We start from the raw sequence: 17288 nt of genomic DNA on the forward strand, positions 1-17288 counted from the left end.
TTCTGGCTTTTTATCGGCTAATAGCTGTCTTTAGTCTGATTCTTTATTGGCTTTATAAGCATAAGCATAATTGTAGCCATAACCTGAACCAGCTGTACGTTGAATGTCATTCAGAATGAAGCCATTGACTTTAACACCTGCTTGTTCAAAGCGATTGATGGTTAACTCAAGCTCTTTCATTTGTGTTTTCGCATAACGCGCAATCACTAAATTAACGCCTGTATATTGAGAAATAATAATCCCATCCGTTACAGCCAGTACTGGTGGTGTGTCGATGATCACATGAGCGAACTTTTCAGACAGTTGTTCCAAGACGTTCTTAAACTGAGCCGAGCTTAAGAGTTCAGATGGATTGGCTGGACTTTTACCTCTGGAGATGACGCTTAAGCCAGGTACTTCAGTATTTCGAATCACTGTCTCTAAGCTGTGTTGGCCATTGAGTAATTCAGTGAGACCTGGTTGAGTGTCGTAGTTAAAGTATTTATGTAAATATCCACGACGTAAGTCAGCATCTACAATCAAAACACGTTTATCGCTTTGCGCCAAAATTGTGGCTAAGTTGGTCGAAATAAAAGATTTCCCGACTTCTGGTGCTGGGCCTGAAATCATAATCAGGTTATTTTTTGCAGAACTTAAAGCAAAATGAATGGCGGTACGCATACTACGTAAGCTTTCAATCGCAATATCATCACTGTTTTTAACAGCCAAAATAGGAATATTCTTTTTCTTCTTCAAAATATTGATGCGACTTTCTTGCACGGGTGAACGAGGGACTGTTGCATACACAGGTAGATCCAGCTCATTTTCAATTTGAGCGGAGTCTTTAATGCCTGAGCGCATCATATTGCGTAATAATGCTAACAGCGTACCAAGGAAACCACCGACAAAGAGCGATAAAATTAGAACGATAAGTGTCTTTGGCTTAACTTTTTCAAAAGGCTTAACGGCTGTATCGACAATACGTACATTACCAATCTCACCGGCATTTGCAATTTTCAACTGTTGATAGTTGTTTAGCAGAGCAGTGTATTGTTCTGCATTGACTTTAACATCGCGATAAAGCTGTAAATATAAGCGCTGGGTTTCTGGAAGTTGTTTCAAAGCTTGATTTAACTGTTCTTTTTTACCAGTCAACTCTTTCAACTGAGCATTAATTTCTGCCATTAAAGGGTGATCATTGGTATATTTTGCAGAAAGTTCAGCTTGTTTTTGCTTGAGCTCAATCATTAAGCGTTCAAGCTCAATATTTTGCTTTAATAACAGTTCAGATTCTTGGGTCACATCAATGGTGTTGTATTTTTCACGGAATCTATTGAACTTAATCTCAGAATCTTCGAGTTGTTGCTTAAGTAAAGGTAATTGTTTATCTAAGAAGGCAAGTGTTTGCGTTGATTCTAGGGACTTTCTTTCAATATTTTGTTTGTGATAAACACTTAAAATATGATTCAGAACTTTGGTAATGTGTGCTTTATCAGTGCCTTGGTAACTTAAACCGACTACACCTGTCATTTTTCCACGTTCCGCAACACCATAATTCAACATTAGGTTTTTCATTGCTGTTGGTAGAGCGTATTTTGTGATTTTAAGTTCTGGGGCTAGATTGTTATTTTTTACAATATACACTTGCCACAAGCCATACGGACTAGGCACTTGATTCTTGACATTGGTTTTGCCTTCAAAAACAACTTCATCTTTATGTAGTAGTTGAAATGTGTTTGATTCGTTGAATTTTAGTTGAAGGGGTTCATCTAGATAGAAATCAGGGACATTCAATTGTTTAATTTGAACTACGGATGATTTATTTTGATAAACCACTTCAGTTGGAGTGTAATCAACTGTTGACTTTTTCTCTGAAATCAAACGATTAAATGCGGAGTCTTCTGGGGCCTTGATTTCAATATCAAGGTTGAGATCTCGAATCACTTGTCCCAAAACCATGCGAGATCTTAGAACTTCAATTTCTGCATCGGCTGGTGATTTTTGCCCCATCGCTCCTGAGAGTTGGCTTAACTCGCCTAATAGTGCTGCTGAGGCAGCACTTTTGCTGTCTTCAACGAGAACCATCGCATCTGTAGCATAAATGGGTTGAGTGACTCTTAAATAAAGTAATGCACAAATTAAACTGAAAATAATACAAAGAGCAATGAGTTTCCACTGAGCAATCAGAGAAAAAAATAACTCTTTTAAGTCGATTGTATCTTCGCTAGTGCTAGAGTTTTGATTCATAATTTAATATCGTAATAATTTAAAAATGTGATTTCCAATCAGCAACAAAGCGTTGAATATTGCTACAGGTTATATCAAAAAAAGCTTGATTATGCTGGTAGGGGTCAGCAACATTTTGTTTTTGCCAATGACCTAGGCGAAAGACTTTACCTTTAGCAAAAGGCCACTGTTTTTCTATATGTTGAGCTTGGTTGTTACTCATCACCAAAATCAAATCGGCAGCTTTAATGAGGCTGGCATTGATCTGTTTTGCGACATGCTGACGCATATCAATCTTAAATTGATCCATACAATGAATAGCCTTGTCATCGGCACCATGTCCCACCATGGCGGATAGACCTGCAGAGTCAATATTGAGCTGTGGATTTTCCTGTTTGAGGAAATATTCCGCCATTGGACTTCTACAAATGTTTCCAACACAAACCACTAAAATATTTTGTATCCCCATGACTTATTTTCCAAGTTGATCAAAACTATATAAAGCACTTGAGAACGGAACAATTTGATTCATCACACGCTGCCAACGCGTTAAACCTGTTGCATCAATATAGACAATATCGTTCTTTTTCATGTCGAATTGATTGGCTAAGGCCAAATTACCCAGACTACTCAAGTTTAAATGATAAATGGTTGATTGTTTGGACTTTAAGTCTGTGCGCATTACATAAATTCGTGCTGCACTTGCAGAATATGGATTAATACCTTCACTTTCACCCAATACATCACTTAAAGACATGCCTTGATCTCTTAAGCTAATCGCTTGGCTTTTACTCGACTCACCCATGACATATAGTTTTTGGTCTTGTTTGGTGTTAACGAAAATGGTGTCGTCAGGTTGGATCAGTAGGTTATGGAGTGATAAGCCTTGTTTTTCTAACTGAATGGTATTGAGATTATATGTTTGACCATTTCGGATGAGTTGAATATTGGTCGTATCTCCAGTCTTGGTGTCGATCCCGCCCGCTTGACCTAGGGCAGTATAGAGACTGATTGGAAGATCATTGATGGTGTATTGTCCACTTTTAAGCACTTGCCCGTTGACATAGTAGCGTTTTGCTTCAAAAGACAGAACGCGGACAATCACGTCAGGATTCTTGAGATACTTGCTAAATTGGCTACGCAAGAATGTATGTGCTTCAGCAAGCGTTTTTCCAGCAATTTTGACAGAACCAATTAAAGGAAGTTGGACATTCCCGTTTGGATCAATCGGGTAGCCTACAGTTCGTACACTGGTCGCATCTTGAATAGGCGGAGTAATTTCTGGATATGCCCAAAGTTGGATAGATAGGACATCACCATAGTTCAAGCGATAAATACCTTGTTTTTTATTAAACAAAGTTCGAATATCTGAAAAATTGTTGACAGGTGCTTGCGCTATATTAGAGATATTCTCTTGTGTTAACTGTACAACATTAAGTTCAGCACCTTGATTTGTTTTATAGGAGCCTTGTTCAGGAAGATCATAAGTTTGAAGTCCTGATGTTACGGCACAACCAGTTATGCTTAAACTGAGTGCTAACAATATGCTATAGCGGTAGTAACTCACTCGAAAATAAACCCTATTTATAAATAATTTGAATAATGGATCAGGGCTATGACAACCCGAAGAATTTATATAAAACAGTTAGATTTTATACCAATTAATATCTTTAACATAGCCTAAGATGTTGGTGAAACGTACTGTTTCTATAATTAATCGAATAATTTTTTGAGGACTAAGTAACATAATTTAGTCATTAAAAGAAATCAAATTTCTGCTATATTGTGCAACGTTGAGATCTCTGCTCCTATCCTATTCAAATTGCACAAGGCTGTACCATGCTACAACTCGCTGATCTAAAAATTGCCATCATCGGATTAGGTTATGTTGGTTTACCTCTGGCTGTAGAGTTTGGTAAAAAAGTTTCTGTGCTGGGTTTCGATATTCATCAGAAGCGAATTGATGAGTTAAAGTCTGGTCAAGACCATACCTTGGAAGTGTCTCCAGATGAGTTGATGCAAGCAACTCAGTTGAGTTATAGCGCAGATTTAGAAGATCTAAAAAGTTGTAACTTTTATATTGTGACCGTTCCAACACCGATTGATGAATTTAAACAACCCGACCTCACCCCATTAATCAAAGCATCACAAAGTATTGGTCAGGTATTATCTGCGGGTGATATCGTTGTCTATGAATCGACCGTTTACCCCGGTGCAACAGAAGAAGCCTGTATTCCTGTCTTAGAAAAAGTATCAGGTTTAACATTCAATCAAGATTTTTTTGCGGGCTATAGCCCCGAACGGATTAATCCAGGGGATAAGCTCCATCGGGTTACGAATATTCTAAAAATCACCTCAGGTTCTACACCCGAAGTCGCTGATTTTGTCGATGAAGTATATAATCTTATTATTGAAGCGGGCACGCACAAAGCGCCAAGTATCAAAGTCGCAGAAGCAGCAAAAGTGATTGAAAACACGCAACGTGATGTAAATATTGCTTTAATTAATGAACTTGCTTTGATCTTCAATAAAATGGGCATTGATACAGAAGATGTACTCACAGCCGCAGGAACGAAATGGAACTTTTTACCATTCCGTCCAGGTTTAGTGGGTGGGCACTGTATCGGGGTTGACCCGTATTACTTAACTCATAAAGCACAGTCGATGGGTTATCATCCTGAAATTATCTTGGCAGGTCGTCGTCTGAACGATGGCATGGGTGCTTATGTCGTCACCCAACTTGTTAAAAGTATGGTGAAAAAGAAGATTCAGGTTGAAGGCGCAAAAGTTTTAGTCTTGGGGCTCAGTTTTAAGGAAAACTGTCCTGATATTCGTAATACCCGTATCATCGACATTGTGAAAGAACTTGAAGAATATCATATTGATGTTGATGTATATGACCCGTGGGTGAGCCCAGAAGAAGCTGAAAGTGAATATGCGATTAGCCCAGTACAGTCTTTAAATCAGCAAACTTATGATGCAGTGATTCTTGCGGTTGCACACCAGCAATTTAAGGTGATGGGCGCTGATGCAATTCGTGCTTTAGGTAAAGAAAGCCATGTCTTGTATGATTTAAAATATGTATTAGATCAATCAGAGTCTGATTTACGTCTATAATTTATTGAATGTTTTTGGAAAATTTACGATGAACCAATATCAAACGGTCTGCGAGCAGTTACAACAAGCACCGAAAACATGGCTAATCACGGGCGTTGCTGGATTTATTGGTTCAAATTTGCTTGAAACATTATTAAAGCTAGATCAGATCGTGGTCGGGTTAGATAATTTTGCGACAGGCTATCAACATAATCTTGATGAAGTGAAAGGATGTGTCTCAGAGGCACAGTGGTCAAATTTCAATTTCATTGAGGGTGATATTCGTCAGTTTGCAGACTGTCAAACAGCTTGTACTGGTGTGGACTATGTTTTGCATCAAGCTGCTTTGGGTTCTGTACCACGTTCGATTGTTGATCCGATCACGACCAATGACACCAATATCAGTGGCTTTTTGAATATGCTGACCGCAGCACGTGATGCGCATGTTTCAAGTTTTAGTTATGCGGCAAGCAGTTCAACCTATGGTGATCATCCAGGATTACCTAAAGTTGAAGAAAATATTGGAAATCCACTTTCACCCTATGCCGTAACTAAATATGTGAATGAGCTATATGCAGATGTGTTTGCCCGTAGCTATGGTTTTAAAGCCATTGGTTTGCGCTATTTTAATGTTTTTGGACAACGTCAGGATCCAAATGGTGCCTATGCAGCCGTGATTCCCAAGTGGACTGCGTCGATGATTGCAGGGGATGATGTTTTCATCAACGGTGATGGAGAAACCAGTCGCGATTTCTGTTTTATTGATAATACGGTACAAGCCAATATTTTGGCAGCCACAGCCCCTGACGAGGCCAAAAACCAAGTTTATAATGTAGCTGTGGGTGATCGTACCACCTTGAATGATCTATATGCTGCAATTCAAGTTGCATTGTTTGAAAACTCAATTCGCTATGAAAAGTCTGCAGTGTATCGTGAATTTCGTGCAGGGGATGTGCGCCATTCACAAGCCAGTATTGCCAAAATTCAACAGGCTTTAGGATATGCGCCTGGATACCCGATTGCTGAAGGCATTCAGTTGGCAATGCGTTGGTATGTCAATAATTTGACCTGAACGGGTTGACATGATTGCGCGCCTGTTCGCCAAATACCAGTCGATTGGTTTAATCACCAGCAGTTTATTAGTGGGTGCGATAATGACATTTATCGCCCTGCCTTTTTTAACGCGTTTATATTCGGTTCAAGACTTTGGTGAATATGGTATTGCTTTAGCCATCGTTAGTGTCTTATCGACAGTAGCGAATTTGCGTTTGGACCAAGCGCAATTGGTGGCCGAACAACAGCATCAAAAAAGTCTGATTTTCGAAGGTGCGATTTTTGCCACCATTATTTCCTTGCTTTCGGCAGGTGTTTTGAGTTGCTTTTTTGATGGAGCAATGGTTGGGGCAATTTGTAGTGGAATACTTGCCAATACTTTGATTCAAAGCCTTTATAACTATAAGTTTTCAGTACATGCCGAATATTTTTGTGCAGGACTAAATATTTTTAGAAGCCTGATTGTGATGGTGGTGCAGTTAAGTTTACCTTTATGGATGAGCATTGGCCTGGTGAGTAGTTATGCGGTCAGTTCAGTGATCATGCTTATGATTGTGGTGCTTTATATTCTAAAAAATCAACTCTATAGCGTGAGTTGGCAGGCATTTAAGCATTATAAAGATTTTATCTATAGCAATACACCGCATGCACTTTTAAATAGTTTTTCACATAACTTGCCATACTATGTGGTTTCACATTTTGTCGGGGTGCAGGCAATGGGTTTTTACGCCATTGTTGAACGTACGCTCCGTGTCCCAATTAACCTAATGTCGCAAACCCTTCGCCAATTTTTTATTCGCAAATTTAAACATGCACACACCAATCGTCAGGCTTTGCATAGCAGTGTGATTTTAAGCCTGATTTCGCTGCCATTTTTTGCAGTATTTTTTGTATTACCTGAAAGTGTTTATTTGTGGGCTTTTGGCTATGAGTGGGTCGGTATTTCAACCTATTTCCAAATTTTGGCATTGGGCTATTGGGCGGTCTTTTGTAATCCGCCCAGTTCAGCTTATCTGATTGCGAAACGAAACAGCCAAGTTTTGTTTAGACTGCAAATTGTGGAATTGATTTTAAAGTTCATTTTGTTTGCTGGGCTCTATGTCATGATGAATGATAAAATTTATATGCTTTTGGCTGTTCCTGTAGCACTCATTTTTTATAATTTTTCCATTTTATATGTGGTGTGGAGAGCAAAATTGTGATGTTTTTTAAAACTTTGAAGTTGCTCAACTGGCTCTCTGCACAGTGCCGTAAGACGCTGTATAACATGGCATTTTCAAGTCGGTTTAAATATTTTGGGAAGCGGACTAAGCTCGATATTAGCGGTGTCGTGAGTATTGGGGAAAATGTCTATATTGGGGATGATGTCACGATTATTGTGGAAAAGGGCGCCACGCTTTGGATTGGTGATCACAGTTTTATTGGTGAAAGCTGTTATATCAAGTGTTTTGGTGGCAAGGTTGAAATTGGACAGAATGTCAGTATCAACTCCAAATCTTTTCTCAATGGCTGTGGTGGTCTAAGCATTGGGGATAATACCCGGATTGGTACGCAAAGTATTATGATCGCCAGTAACCATAAGTTTGATGATCCTGAGATTTTGGTCAAAGATCAAATTACTAAACAGGGGATTCAAATTGGTGAAAATATTTGGTTTGGTGCTCGAGTAACCGTGCTTGATGGCGTCAATATTGCCAATAATGTGGTCGTGGGCGCCTGTTCATTGGTGAGTAAAAGCATTCCAGAGGCGGGGGTTTACGTGGGAACACCTGCGAAAAAAATAAAATAAAACTCTGTTGGACAGAGCATATCCGTGTTGCACAATTGAGAGTAAAATAGCCCGCTGCAGTACTTTTGTTGCACATTTATCTATTTATCTTGGGTCTTTTTGATACATGGCATTGATTCGGTCAATTTTCAACACAGTGTTTGATTTAGCCTATTTTATGTTCAAGGGCAGTATTGCTTATGCGCGTAAAAAAGGTGTGACTATCGGTGAGCATTGTCGAATTTATATCAAGAGCTGGGGCTCTGAACCTTTTCTGATTCATCTAGGGAATCACGTTACAGTCACCTCAGGCGTTAAGTTTATTACGCATGATGGTAGTACCTGCCTTGTTTATGATGCGCAAGGCAAGCGTTATCAACGTTTTGCCCCTATTCATGTGGGTTCTCATGTTTTTATTGGGGTCAATAGCATTATTATGCCGGGGGTCACGATTGGTTCAAATGTGGTGATTGGCGCAGGTTCAGTGGTGACTAAAGATATTCCTGATAATAGTGTAGCAATTGGAGTACCTGCCAAAGTGGTGAGCAGTTTTGATGACTTTCAAGCCAAAATTAAAACCACTTGTGCCAGTGACTCTGAGCTTGCAGGGATTCAGGACTATACTCAACGTGTGCAGCGTGCGATTGAGCTTCAAGCACAAAAACAATCTCAGCTTTAGCTTTAAGTGGATTTTATGATGTTGAATAAAGTGATGTTCTTTTTACCAACACTGGGTGGTGGAGGGGCTGAGCGAACCGTCATCCAGCTGGCCAATAGCTTTGCTGAGCAAGGTATTCAGGTGGATTTGGCTGTATGTAATATACAGGGTGAAAAGGGAAAATTACGTCCTGAGGTCAGCCCTAAAATCCAACTGCTTGATTTGAACTGTGGGCGAGTGGTGAATGCTTTGATGCCACTAAAACAACAATTAAAAACAGGGCAGTACCTTGCAGTCGTTGCCACCCAAACCCATAGCAATATCATTTGTGCCTTTGCCAAGAAACTGGCAAGAGTCAAAACCAAATTAATCTTCCGTGAAGTGTCGACACCTTCGAAAAATATGAAGTTGCAAGGTTTTGCCAAGTTTGTCTTGAAAAGCCTCGTGAACTATAGCTATCCCATGGCGGACCGAGTGGTTTGTGTATCCAATGGGGTGTTAGAGGATTTTCGCAAATACTATGGCTATCAACAGTCTAATTTAGTCACCATTTACAACCCCGTGATTGATGACAGTTATTTTCTCAAACTTCAAGCACCTGTAACGCATCGTTTTTTTGAGCCTAATCTTAAAGTCATCATGGCGGTTGGACGTTTAACGGAAGCAAAGAACTTTGCTAATTTAATTCGTGCTTTTGCTAGGTTACATCAACAGCAGCCCAATACCCGTTTGATCATTTTGGGTGAAGGTGAGTTGCGTCAGGAACTGGAACATTTACGTGCTGACTTGGGTCTACACGATGTTGTGGATTTACCCGGTTTTGATGCCAATCCTTATGCTTATTTTAAATATGCTGAACTGTTTGTGCTGAGTTCAAATTGGGAAGGTTTGCCAGGTGTGCTGATTCAGGCGCTAGCTTCAAAAATTAAAGTGGTGAGTACCGATTGTCCAAGTGGCCCGATGGAAATTTTGGATAATGCCAAATTCGGCTTATTGGTGCCTTGCGATGATGCACCTGCATTAGCAGAGGCTATGCAGCAAGCGCTTTGTGCAGACGGTGTGCAATATACTGCGACTGAATTTGAACAGCACTGTCAGCAGTTCCATAAAGATACGGTATTGCAACGCTATGCTCAGATGATGGGGTTGGCAGTATGAACAAACCTGTGGTTGTACATGTGATTACCAACTTCGCAGGTGTGGGTGGCGCTGAAATGATGCTGTCCCGTTTGGTTGCGCAAACGCAGGCAGAGTATGAACACATTATTATCTCATTAATGCATGTATCCAATGTTTATGCCGAAACCTTGAAGCTGTGCTCTTCACACTACAGTTTAAATTGGAAGGGTATAAACAGTTTTAGTGTCATGCTTAAACTCAGAACACTACTGCAACAGATTCAACCGAATGTGGTACAAGGTTGGATGTACCATGCCAATGCGATGACCAGTCTAAGTCTGTTGGGCATGCAACAAAAACCACCTGTTTTTTGGGGGGTTCATCATTCACTGGCATCACCTAAAGAAGAGTCGCTGAGTACCAAAGTGGCATTAAACCTCAGCAAGCTTTTCTCTCAGCAGCCGAAAGGCATTGTGTATTGTGCACATTCATCCCTTGAGCAACATCAAGCGTTTGGTTTTAACAATGCAAATCAGCAGGTGATTGCCAATGGTGTTGCCTTGGATCAGTTTCAAGTAAATGAGCAATTGCATGAACCGATCACAATTGGTTTTGCAGGGCGCTACCATACAGCTAAAGGATATGCATATTTATTGCAAGTGATTGCTGAACTTAAAGATCAGCCGATTGTATTTAAAATTGCGGGGAGTGGTGCCAATTTAGACACTCCTGAAATCAAACAAGCCTTTGCTGAGCATCAGTTAGATCCACAAAAAGTACAGCTCTTCGATCAGGTTTCGGATATGCCGGCTTTTTATCAATCGTTGGATGCTTTTTTGATGACTTCGATTACGGAAGGTTTTCCCAATGTCTTGGTCGAAGCGATGGCATCAGGTTTACCCTGCATCACGACGGATGTTGGGGATGCTAAATATATTGTAGAAGAGAAAGGTTGGGTGGTTGCGCCACGCGATGTAGCAGGGTTGAAAGCGGCTATTTTAAACTATGTAAAATTGTCGCAGGCTGATAAGCGCAGTTTAAAGCAACAAACACGGGCGCGGGTAGAGCAGAACTTTAGTATTCAGCACGTGAGCCAGCAATACATGACAGTATGGAGACAAGGTTGATGAAATTTTTGATGATCAGTAGTTATCTACCGTCTGTACTGAACTTTCGCGGTAAATTGTTAGAGGCGATTCATGCTCAGGGTTTAGAAATACATGTCTTAGCGCCTGATTTACACGACTATCCTGATGAGTTGAATAAACTGCAGCAATTGGGTTATCAGGTACATACGCTGCCCATGCAACGTACAGGAACCAACCCAATCCAAGACCTCAAAACCTTAAAAGCGATGTATCAGCTGATTCGCCAAATTCAGCCTGATTATGTGCTGTCTTATACTATCAAACCGGTGATTTATGGCACATTGGCTGCAAGCTTGGCAAAAGTGCCCCATCGTTTTGCATTGATTACGGGTTTGGGGTATGCCTTTCAAAATGCGGAATCGGGTCAACGCAGTATTTTTCAAAAAATGGTGCATGGTCTGTATGCGCAAGCGCTCAAGCATGCACACAAAGTCTTTTTTCAAAATCCCGACGACTTAAAATTATTTCAAAGCATGCAACTCCTATCACCTCAAAAAGCGACGGTGGTGGTGAATGGTTCTGGGGTGAATGTGCAGGATTTTGCGGTGCTGGATTTGCCTAAAAATGAACATGGCCAAGCAAAGGCTTCTTTCTTGCTGATTGCTCGTTTATTGGGGGATAAGGGGGTGCGAGAATATGCAGAAGCGGCTCGCATCATCAAAGCAAAGCATCCAGAAGTCGAGTTTCATTTGGTGGGTTGGATTGATGAAAATCCTGCTGCAATTGCGCAAGCCGAACTAGACGCTTGGGTGGCAGAGAAAGTCGTCAATTATTGGGGTAAACTCAGTGATGTACGACCTGCAATTGCAGCCAGTTCGGTCTATGTCTTGCCATCTTATCGTGAGGGTACACCTCGCACCGTACTTGAGGCTATGGCGATGGGGCGTGCCATTATCACTACGGATGCCCCAGGTTGCCGAGAAACAGTGCTCCATGGTCAGAACGGGTATTTGGTTCAGGTGAAATCGGTTGAAGAGTTGGTACACGCCATGCAAACTTTTATTGATGACCCACAACTGATGGTACAGATGGGGCAGCGTTCGCGTGAAATCGCTTTAGAGAAATATGATGTCCATCAAGTGAATGCCCACATGATGTCCGAGATGGGAGTTTAAGCATGCTGAAACGAATTTTAGATGTCGCGATCGCCTCAACTGCTTTGGTGCTGTTATCTCCTGTCTATGCGCTGGTGGCGTATAAAGTAAAAAAGAATTTGGGTTCTCCCGTACTTTTTCGCCAAACTCGCCCGGGTTTACATGGGCAACCGTTTGAAATGATTAAGTTTCGTAGCATGAAAGATGCACTGGATACAGCAGGCAATCCACTACCCGATAGTGAGCGTTTAACGCCCTTTGGTAAAATGCTCCGCGCCACCAGTTTGGATGAAATGCCAGAGCTATGGAATGTGATTAAAGGGGACATGAGTATCGTGGGACCACGCCCGTTGTTGATGGAATATTTGCCTTTATATAATAGCGAGCAAGCCAAACGCCATGATGTGCGCCCCGGTATTACGGGCTATGCGCAGGTGAATGGACGTAATGCCATTTCATGGGAAAAGAAGTTTGAACTCGACACATGGTATGTCAACAATCAGTCCTTGTGGCTCGACTTTAAAATCATGCTGAAAACCGTCAAAAAAGTGCTCGCGAAAGATGATATTAGTGCCGAAGGTGATGTCACTATGCATAAATTTACAGGCAGCAAACATGACTAAGCTTTATGCCGTATATGGTGCTTCGGGGTGTGGACGTAGTTTGATGCCTGTAGCACGTCAACAATTAGCACGTCAGCAAGAGCCTGCTGAAATTGTGTTTATTGATGATGCCTTGACTGAAATTACCATAGTGAATGGTCATCGTGCCATGAACTACCCACAATTTAAAGCGGAGCCTGTATCTTTCAAAGCGGTACTGATTGCAATTGCCAATAGTCAAGTCCGTGAAAAAATTGCGCTGAAACTGGAGCAAGATGGTCTTCCATTGTGGTCAGTGCAGGCAGATAATACGCTGCTGATGGATACGGTAGAACTTGGCGCAGGTGCTGCGTTGAGTCCTTTTGTCACGATTACATCCAATATTAAAATTGGCAAATGTTTTCATGCCAACTTATATAGTTATGTCGAGCATGATTGTGTGATTGGTGATTTCGTCACGTTTGCACCGGGCGTAAAATGCAACGGTAATATTCATATAGAAGACCATGTTTATATTGGTGCAGGTGCCGTGATTAAACAAGGCACACCTGCGCAACCTTTGGTGATTGGTCGTGGTGCTGTGGTGGGTATGGGCGCTGTGGTGACCAAAAGCGTACCTGCGGGTGTAACAGTGGTGGGAAATCCTGCCCGTATACTGACCAGTAAATGATAAATTTAGGAAAAACTCATGTTAAACACTGCATTTGAACCGTGGCCAAGTTTCACCTCAGCTGAAGCAGATGCGGTGTCAAAGGTCCTTTTATCCAATAAAGTCAATTATTGGACAGGACAAGAGTGCCGTGAGTTCGAAAAAGAATTTGCAGCATTTGCGCAGACGCAGTATGCCGTCGCTGTAGCGAATGGCACAGTCGCACTGGATTTGGCCTTAAAAGCCCTTGGCGTTGGCACAGGCGATGATGTGATCGTCACTTCACGGACATTTCTTGCATCTGCCAGTTCAATTGTGACGGCTGGTGCCAATCCTGTTTTTGCCGATGTTGAGCTGGATTCACAGAATATTTCACGTCGTACGATTGAAGCTGTGCTTACTCCGAAAACCAAAGCCATTATTTGTGTGCATTTGGCGGGTTGGATGTGTGATATGGACCCGATCATGCAGTTGGCTGAGGAAAAAGGGATTTGGGTCATCGAAGATTGTGCTCAAGCCCATGGTGCATTCTATAAAGGTCAATCCGCAGGTTCAATTGGGCATATTGGCGCATGGTCATTTTGCCAAGACAAGATCATGACCACGGGTGGTGAAGGCGGTATGGTCACCACCAATGATGAAAATTTATGGAAAAAAATGTGGTCATATAAAGATCACGGTAAAAACTTTGATAGCATTTATAACAAACAGCACCCGCCCGGCTTTCGTTGGTTACATGACAGCTTTGGTACCAACTGGCGCATGATGGAAATGCAGGCTGTCATCGGACGCTTACAACTCCAAAAAATGCCAGAATGGACGCAAGTGCGTAATGCGCATATGCGTCGCGTTTTAGCAAGTTTTGAAAATAACCCTTATTTTACTGTGCCAATGCCACCTGCGAATTATGTTCATGCGGCATATAAGGCTTATGTACAAGTGAATACAGCACAATTGCCAGAAGGTTGGTCGCGTGATCGCATTATGGCGGAAATTAATGCACTGGGTGTGCCATGCTTTAGTGGTTCATGTTCAGAAGTGTATTTAGAAAAAGCCTTCGATGGAACGCCGTGGCGTCCTGAGCAACGACTGGTTAATGCCAAAAGCTTGGGAGAAAGCAGTTTAATGTTCTTGGTACATCCGACTTTGTCCGACAGCAACATGCAAAAAACGGTGGATAGTATCCAACAGGTGATCTCACAAATCTCCATGTGAAACAGCGTATAATTTGTTATGCAACTTTTTGCCTTTATCTAAACCATTGAGCCCATCGTGAAAGACATTATCCGAGTCATTGCATCTTTGCCGCGCCGTCAAAAACAAGCTGTGTTAGTGGTCATGGATATCTGTGTTTTGCCTTTGATGATGTGGCTGGTTTATGCCATTCGACTAGCCAAACCCAATGTTCCCGTCATGGAAGGCTTAGATTTCTGGTATCTGTATGTAGGTGTTTTTGGTGTCGCAATTTTTGCCTTACTCGGCATTTATAGCGCGATTGTACGCTCCTTCAATGAAGACTATTTGCTACGGATCTCGATTGCGACATTTATTCAAATTGTTGGGTTATATGCGGTTAAGAAACTTGGTTTAGCCTTTATTCCTATGAGCATTCCGCTCATGTACGGCTTTGTGCTGTTTTCTTGGATGTGGTGGAGCCGTGCTGTGATTCGCTATGCCACACTGCGTACTTTTGTGAAAAAGCAAAATCGTAAACGTGTCGCGATTTATGGTGCAGGGCTTGCGGGGCAGCAAATTGCGGCCGCATTATATCGCTCGGATGACTATTTGCCCGTCTGTTTTATTGATGATAAAGCTTCGCTACAAGGGCAGTCTTTAAGCGGACTAAAAATCTTTTCACCGAAAAAGGCACTCGGAGCATTTCGTAAGTTTCACATCGAAGAAATATTACTGGCTATGCCATCTGTAAGCCGTGCACGTAAAAAAGCAATTATTGAGTCTTTTGAACCGTCTAATGTCAAAATTATGGAACTGCCTGGTGTCACCCAACTGGTAGGTGGCCGCGTTCAAGTCTCTGACATCAGAGAAGTCGACATTATTGACTTACTAGGACGTGATCCAGTACCACCAAAGTTAGCGCTTTTAGAAAAAAATATTAAAAATAAAGTGGTGATGGTAACTGGTGCAGGTGGATCAATTGGTTCAGAACTTTGCCGTCAGATCGTGAAGCATCAACCAAAATGCCTTGTTTTATTTGAAATGTCTGAATTTGCACTGTATTCCATTGATCGCGAATTACAAAACGCAGGTGTAGAAGTAGTGCCTATACTAGGTTCTGTGACTCACCAAATAAAATTGGAACGTATATTGCAACAGCATGCTGTGCAAACGGTTTACCATGCAGCAGCTTATAAGCATGTGCCCTTGGTTGAGGCCAACCCGTTTGAAGGGATCTATAATACTTCAATTGGTACGGCCCGTAGTGTTGATGCCGCTGTGGCTCAAGGGGTAGAAACCTTTGTCTTGATTTCTACGGACAAAGCTGTACGTCCAACCAATGTCATGGGTGCATCGAAACGGATGGCAGAATTGTATTGTCAAGGTTTAGCTGCCACAAAACCGCAAACACAAATCAGTATAGTTCGTTTTGGTAATGTATTAGGTTCATCAGGTTCTGTCGTTCCTTTGTTTAAAAAACAGATTGAAAAAGGTGGACCTGTTACAGTAACGCATCCTGAGGTGACTCGTTATTTTATGACCATTCCTGAGGCTGCGCAGTTAGTGATTCAGGCGGGGGCAATGGGAACAGGCGGAGATGTTTTTCTACTGGATATGGGTGAACCCGTTAAAATTGTTGATTTGGCTAAACAGATGATTCGTCTAAGTGGCTTTAAACCTATGGATGAAAAAGGCTTAGGCGATATTGCACTTCAGTTTACTGGACTGCGTCCAGGTGAAAAACTATATGAAGAGCTACTCATCGAATCTGAAAATGTTAGCAAAACTGACCATGAACGAATTTTAAAATCGTATGAGCATTTTTATTTTTTTGATCAAATTAACAGCGTATTTTTGCAGTTATCTGATTTATCTGAACAAGGAGATAATCAGGCAAAAATTAAAAATATCTTACAAACCTATGTAGAGGGTTACAAAACCAAAGATTTGCACAAGAATTGATATATTTTATTGATGTTCATTTGATAAAGTCTAACGTGTTCAATTAAACTATTTATACAATTCATTCACATATTTTGAATAAAATACTGAAATAGTTTTAGAATAAAGAAACATCTTATTTATCTATAGATAACCTAAAATTATTTTGCTATCAATCAATTTAAATTAAGAGCAGGAAAATATGAAATTATTGGTAACAGGCGGTGCTGGTTTTATTGGTTCAGCAGTCGTTCGCCATATTATTCAAAATACACCCCATCAGGTACTCAATGTCGATAAACTCACTTATGCGGGTAATTTAGAATCGTTGGCATTGGTTGAAAATAATGAGCGTTATCAATTTTCCCAAACTGATATTTGTGATCGCATTGCATTAGATCAATTATTTGAAAGTTTTCAACCAGATGCTGTGATGCATTTGGCTGCTGAATCGCATGTTGACCGTTCAATTACAGGCCCTGCTGCATTTGTTGAAACCAATATTATTGGAACATACCAGTTGTTGGAGGCTGCTCGTCATTATTGGAACGGTTTAAGCGAAGATAAAAAGCAAGCATTTCGTTTCCACCACATTTCAACGGATGAGGTTTATGGTGACTTAGAAGGTACAGATGACTTGTTCCTTGAGACAACACCGTATGCTCCAAGTTCACCATATTCAGCAAGTAAGGCTAGTTCAGATCATTTGGTTCGTGCATGGCACCGAGCTTATGTGTTACCTGTCGTTTTAACCAATTGCTCAGACAACTATGGTCCTT

16 protein-coding genes are annotated in these 17288 nt (G+C 41.2%); 13 read left to right on the top strand and 3 right to left on the bottom strand.

Annotation, left to right across the window (positions count from 1 at the left end; all coding sequences use genetic code 11):
• Nucleotides 1-30 precede the first annotated feature (30 nt).
• From B4F08_RS00355 to B4F08_RS00365, 3 genes are read right to left on the bottom strand one after another with little or no spacing between them, the layout of a single operon-like run.
• Nucleotides 31-2226 carry a polysaccharide biosynthesis tyrosine autokinase gene (locus B4F08_RS00355; RefSeq protein WP_291372358.1) on the bottom strand — a complete coding sequence of 732 codons (2196 nt, stop codon included), beginning with the start codon at nt 2224-2226 and terminating at the stop codon, nt 31-33.
• Nucleotides 2227-2245: 19 nt separating this feature from the next.
• Entirely contained in the window at nt 2246-2674 is a 429-nt protein-coding gene (locus tag B4F08_RS00360) for a low molecular weight protein-tyrosine-phosphatase (RefSeq protein ID WP_086210720.1), read from the bottom strand.
• Nucleotides 2675-2677: 3 nt separating this feature from the next.
• A complete protein-coding gene (locus B4F08_RS00365) occupies nt 2678-3772 on the bottom strand; it encodes a polysaccharide biosynthesis/export family protein (RefSeq protein WP_086210719.1) in 1095 nt (364 codons plus the stop codon).
• Between the two features lie 272 nt (nt 3773-4044).
• Between B4F08_RS00365 and tviB the strand changes: the two genes are divergently transcribed.
• The 13 genes from tviB to B4F08_RS00430 all read left to right on the top strand — a co-directional run.
• Nucleotides 4045-5322, top strand: a complete 1278-nt coding sequence (tviB, locus tag B4F08_RS00370) for a Vi polysaccharide biosynthesis UDP-N-acetylglucosamine C-6 dehydrogenase TviB (protein ID WP_291372361.1) — start codon at nt 4045-4047, stop codon at nt 5320-5322.
• A 28-nt stretch (nt 5323-5350) separates the two neighbouring features.
• On the top strand, nt 5351-6373 hold the full coding sequence (locus tag B4F08_RS00375) for an NAD-dependent epimerase/dehydratase family protein (protein WP_119064501.1): 1023 nt from the start codon (nt 5351-5353) through the stop codon (nt 6371-6373).
• Nucleotides 6374-6383: 10 nt separating this feature from the next.
• Entirely contained in the window at nt 6384-7556 is a 1173-nt protein-coding gene (locus B4F08_RS00380) for a lipopolysaccharide biosynthesis protein (protein ID WP_291372363.1), read from the top strand.
• Nucleotides 7556-8143: an acyltransferase gene (locus tag B4F08_RS00385; RefSeq protein ID WP_291372376.1), complete on the top strand. Its 588-nt coding sequence runs from the start codon at nt 7556-7558 to the stop codon at nt 8141-8143. The genes B4F08_RS00380 and B4F08_RS00385 overlap by 1 nt, the downstream gene beginning before the upstream one ends.
• 106 nt (nt 8144-8249) lie before the next feature.
• Entirely contained in the window at nt 8250-8801 is a 552-nt protein-coding gene (locus B4F08_RS00390; protein ID WP_086210714.1) for an acyltransferase, read from the top strand.
• Between the two features lie 15 nt (nt 8802-8816).
• Entirely contained in the window at nt 8817-9938 is a 1122-nt protein-coding gene (locus tag B4F08_RS00395; RefSeq protein ID WP_291372365.1) for a glycosyltransferase, read from the top strand.
• Entirely contained in the window at nt 9935-11026 is a 1092-nt protein-coding gene (locus B4F08_RS00400) for a glycosyltransferase (protein WP_291372367.1), read from the top strand. Before B4F08_RS00395 ends, B4F08_RS00400 begins: the two co-directional genes overlap by 4 nt.
• Nucleotides 11026-12162 carry a glycosyltransferase family 4 protein gene (locus B4F08_RS00405; protein WP_291372368.1) on the top strand — a complete coding sequence of 379 codons (1137 nt, stop codon included), beginning with the start codon at nt 11026-11028 and terminating at the stop codon, nt 12160-12162. The genes B4F08_RS00400 and B4F08_RS00405 overlap by 1 nt, the downstream gene beginning before the upstream one ends.
• 2 nt (nt 12163-12164) lie before the next feature.
• Nucleotides 12165-12764, top strand: a complete 600-nt coding sequence (locus tag B4F08_RS00410; protein ID WP_086210710.1) for a sugar transferase — start codon at nt 12165-12167, stop codon at nt 12762-12764.
• Nucleotides 12757-13413: a NeuD/PglB/VioB family sugar acetyltransferase gene (locus B4F08_RS00415; RefSeq protein ID WP_004684228.1), complete on the top strand. Its 657-nt coding sequence runs from the start codon at nt 12757-12759 to the stop codon at nt 13411-13413. The genes B4F08_RS00410 and B4F08_RS00415 overlap by 8 nt, the downstream gene beginning before the upstream one ends.
• An 18-nt stretch (nt 13414-13431) precedes the next feature.
• On the top strand, nt 13432-14607 hold the full coding sequence (locus B4F08_RS00420; protein ID WP_291372371.1) for a DegT/DnrJ/EryC1/StrS family aminotransferase: 1176 nt from the start codon (nt 13432-13434) through the stop codon (nt 14605-14607).
• Between the two features lie 57 nt (nt 14608-14664).
• On the top strand, nt 14665-16530 hold the full coding sequence (locus B4F08_RS00425; RefSeq protein ID WP_119064488.1) for a polysaccharide biosynthesis protein: 1866 nt from the start codon (nt 14665-14667) through the stop codon (nt 16528-16530).
• A gap of 181 nt (nt 16531-16711) precedes the next feature.
• A partial coding sequence (locus tag B4F08_RS00430; RefSeq protein ID WP_291372373.1) for a GDP-mannose 4,6-dehydratase occupies nt 16712-17288 on the top strand: 577 nt, incomplete at its 3' end.

It is taken from the genome of Acinetobacter sp. UBA6720, from assembly GCF_002454215.1.
GTDB lineage: Bacteria > Pseudomonadota > Gammaproteobacteria > Pseudomonadales > Moraxellaceae > Acinetobacter.